This is a genomic window from Paraburkholderia sp. BR13444 (assembly GCF_040948755.1).
In the GTDB taxonomy this organism is placed as follows: domain Bacteria; phylum Pseudomonadota; class Gammaproteobacteria; order Burkholderiales; family Burkholderiaceae; genus Paraburkholderia; species Paraburkholderia youngii.
Window position 1 is genome coordinate 1 of the sequence record NZ_JBFPKM010000038.1, and the last position, 2,674, is coordinate 2,674.

Below are 2,674 nucleotides of genomic sequence, written 5' to 3' on the forward strand. Positions count from 1 at the left end.
GTCCCCCCATCTTCAGACAGGATTTCACGTGTCCCGCCCTACTTCTCGTACACCCAGTTCTTTCACACTGTTTTCGCCTACGGGGCTATCACCCGCTATGGCCGCACTTTCCAGAGCGTTCGGCTAACACTGCAAATAAAGAGTACAGGCTGATCCCATTTCGCTCGCCACTACTCTGGGAATCTCGGTTGATTTCTTTTCCTGCGGTTACTTAGATGTTTCAGTTCACCGCGTTCGCTTCACGTAGCCTATGGATTCAGCTACGGATACTCCATTAGGAGTGGGTTTCCCCATTCGGACATCTCCGGATCAAAGCTCGTTTGCCAGCTCCCCGGAGCTTTTCGCAGGCTACCGCGTCCTTCATCGCCTGTGATCGCCAAGGCATCCACCACATGCACTTGTTCGCTTGACCCTATAACGGGTGTGTCTCAATGATTGCTCACCGCAGATCACATGCCGCTACAGGTTGAGTATTCGTGTTGCGCCGTATTCCAAAGCGATCTCTCGATCACCTTTAAAATACATCGATACAATCACAACCCTGATTCACCTACTCACACACCCATCTCCAGGCATGCTTTCGTGAATCTCTTTACTACTTCTTCCTGATTGTTAAAGAACGACAGCCGATATCACGATCGGATCGTGTACCGCGCTGACTGGCTCAATCGCCAATGCAAAGTACTCAGCAGTTCTCTTCATGCTGAATCCTTGGCATTGAGGATTGGTGGAGGATGACGGGATCGAACCGACGACCCCCTGCTTGCAAAGCAGGTGCTCTCCCAGCTGAGCTAATCCCCCCGGTCATACCCGACTCAAGGGTGTCCCAGTCAGCACCACAGACAAAGATGGTGGGTCTGGATGGATTCGAACCATCGACCCCCGCCTTATCAAGACGGTGCTCTAACCGACTGAGCTACAGACCCCTGAGTCTGTCTGCGTTGCTTCTCTGAACCACAGCCGATAAGCGTGAGCACTTGAATGCACTGAATGCATGGCTCTGGAAAGGAGGTGATCCAGCCGCACCTTCCGATACGGCTACCTTGTTACGACTTCACCCCAGTCATGAATCCTACCGTGGTGACCGTCCTCCTTGCGGTTAGACTAGCCACTTCTGGTAAAACCCACTCCCATGGTGTGACGGGCGGTGTGTACAAGACCCGGGAACGTATTCACCGCGGCATGCTGATCCGCGATTACTAGCGATTCCAGCTTCACGCACTCGAGTTGCAGAGTGCGATCCGGACTACGATCGGTTTTCTGGGATTGGCTCCACCTCGCGGCTTGGCAACCCTCTGTTCCGACCATTGTATGACGTGTGAAGCCCTACCCATAAGGGCCATGAGGACTTGACGTCATCCCCACCTTCCTCCGGTTTGTCACCGGCAGTCTCCCTGGAGTGCTCTTGCGTAGCAACTAGGGACAAGGGTTGCGCTCGTTGCGGGACTTAACCCAACATCTCACGACACGAGCTGACGACAGCCATGCAGCACCTGTGTGATGGCTCCCTTTCGGGCACTCCCGGCTCTCACCAGGATTCCATCCATGTCAAGGGTAGGTAAGGTTTTTCGCGTTGCATCGAATTAATCCACATCATCCACCGCTTGTGCGGGTCCCCGTCAATTCCTTTGAGTTTTAATCTTGCGACCGTACTCCCCAGGCGGTCAACTTCACGCGTTAGCTACGTTACCAAGCCAATGAAGGCCCGACAACCAGTTGACATCGTTTAGGGCGTGGACTACCAGGGTATCTAATCCTGTTTGCTCCCCACGCTTTCGTGCATGAGCGTCAGTATTGGCCCAGGGGGCTGCCTTCGCCATCGGTGTTCCTCCACATCTCTACGCATTTCACTGCTACACGTGGAATTCCACCCCCCTCTGCCATACTCCAGCGCTGCAGTCACCAATGCAGTTCCCAGGTTAAGCCCGGGGATTTCACATCGGTCTTACAGCACCGCCTGCGCACGCTTTACGCCCAGTAATTCCGATTAACGCTCGCACCCTACGTATTACCGCGGCTGCTGGCACGTAGTTAGCCGGTGCTTATTCTTCCGGTACCGTCATCCCCCCGGGGTATTAACCCAGAGGTTTTCTTTCCGGACAAAAGTGCTTTACAACCCGAAGGCCTTCTTCACACACGCGGCATTGCTGGATCAGGCTTGCGCCCATTGTCCAAAATTCCCCACTGCTGCCTCCCGTAGGAGTCTGGGCCGTGTCTCAGTCCCAGTGTGGCTGGTCGTCCTCTCAGACCAGCTACAGATCGTCGGCTTGGTAGGCCTTTACCCCACCAACTACCTAATCTGCCATCGGCCGCCCCTTGAGCGCGAGGTCCCGAAAGATCCCCCGCTTTCCTCCGCAGAGCGTATGCGGTATTAATCCGGCTTTCGCCGGGCTATCCCCCACTCCAGGACACGTTCCGATGTATTACTCACCCGTTCGCCACTCGCCACCAGACCGAAGTCCGTGCTGCCGTTCGACTTGCATGTGTAAGGCATGCCGCCAGCGTTCAATCTGAGCCAGGATCAAACTCTTCAGTTCAAACCTGTTACTGTTTTCGGTTCCGCAGTTTCCTGCTTGCGAACCGGTCGCTCACTCAACGTACTGACGATGATCCATCCGTCTTCCGACAGATAAACCTTCCTCTAATACTGTGTGAGGCTTCTGATACTTTTGCC

Annotated in this window: 2 tRNA genes and 2 rRNA genes; all 4 read right to left on the reverse strand. The window is 54.5% G+C overall.

Annotated features, from left to right (window positions below):
- Positions 1-412: ribosomal RNA gene (locus tag AB3X95_RS38815) — 23S ribosomal RNA — on the reverse strand; the annotation flags it as partial.
- Between the two features lie 313 nt (positions 413-725).
- Positions 726-801 (reverse strand) — tRNA-Ala (locus AB3X95_RS38820).
- Between the two features lie 48 nt (positions 802-849).
- Positions 850-926, reverse strand: a tRNA-Ile gene (locus AB3X95_RS38825).
- Positions 927-1,004: 78 nt separating this feature from the next.
- Positions 1,005-2,537, reverse strand: a 16S ribosomal RNA gene (locus AB3X95_RS38830).
- Positions 2,538-2,674: the final 137 nt, after the last annotated feature.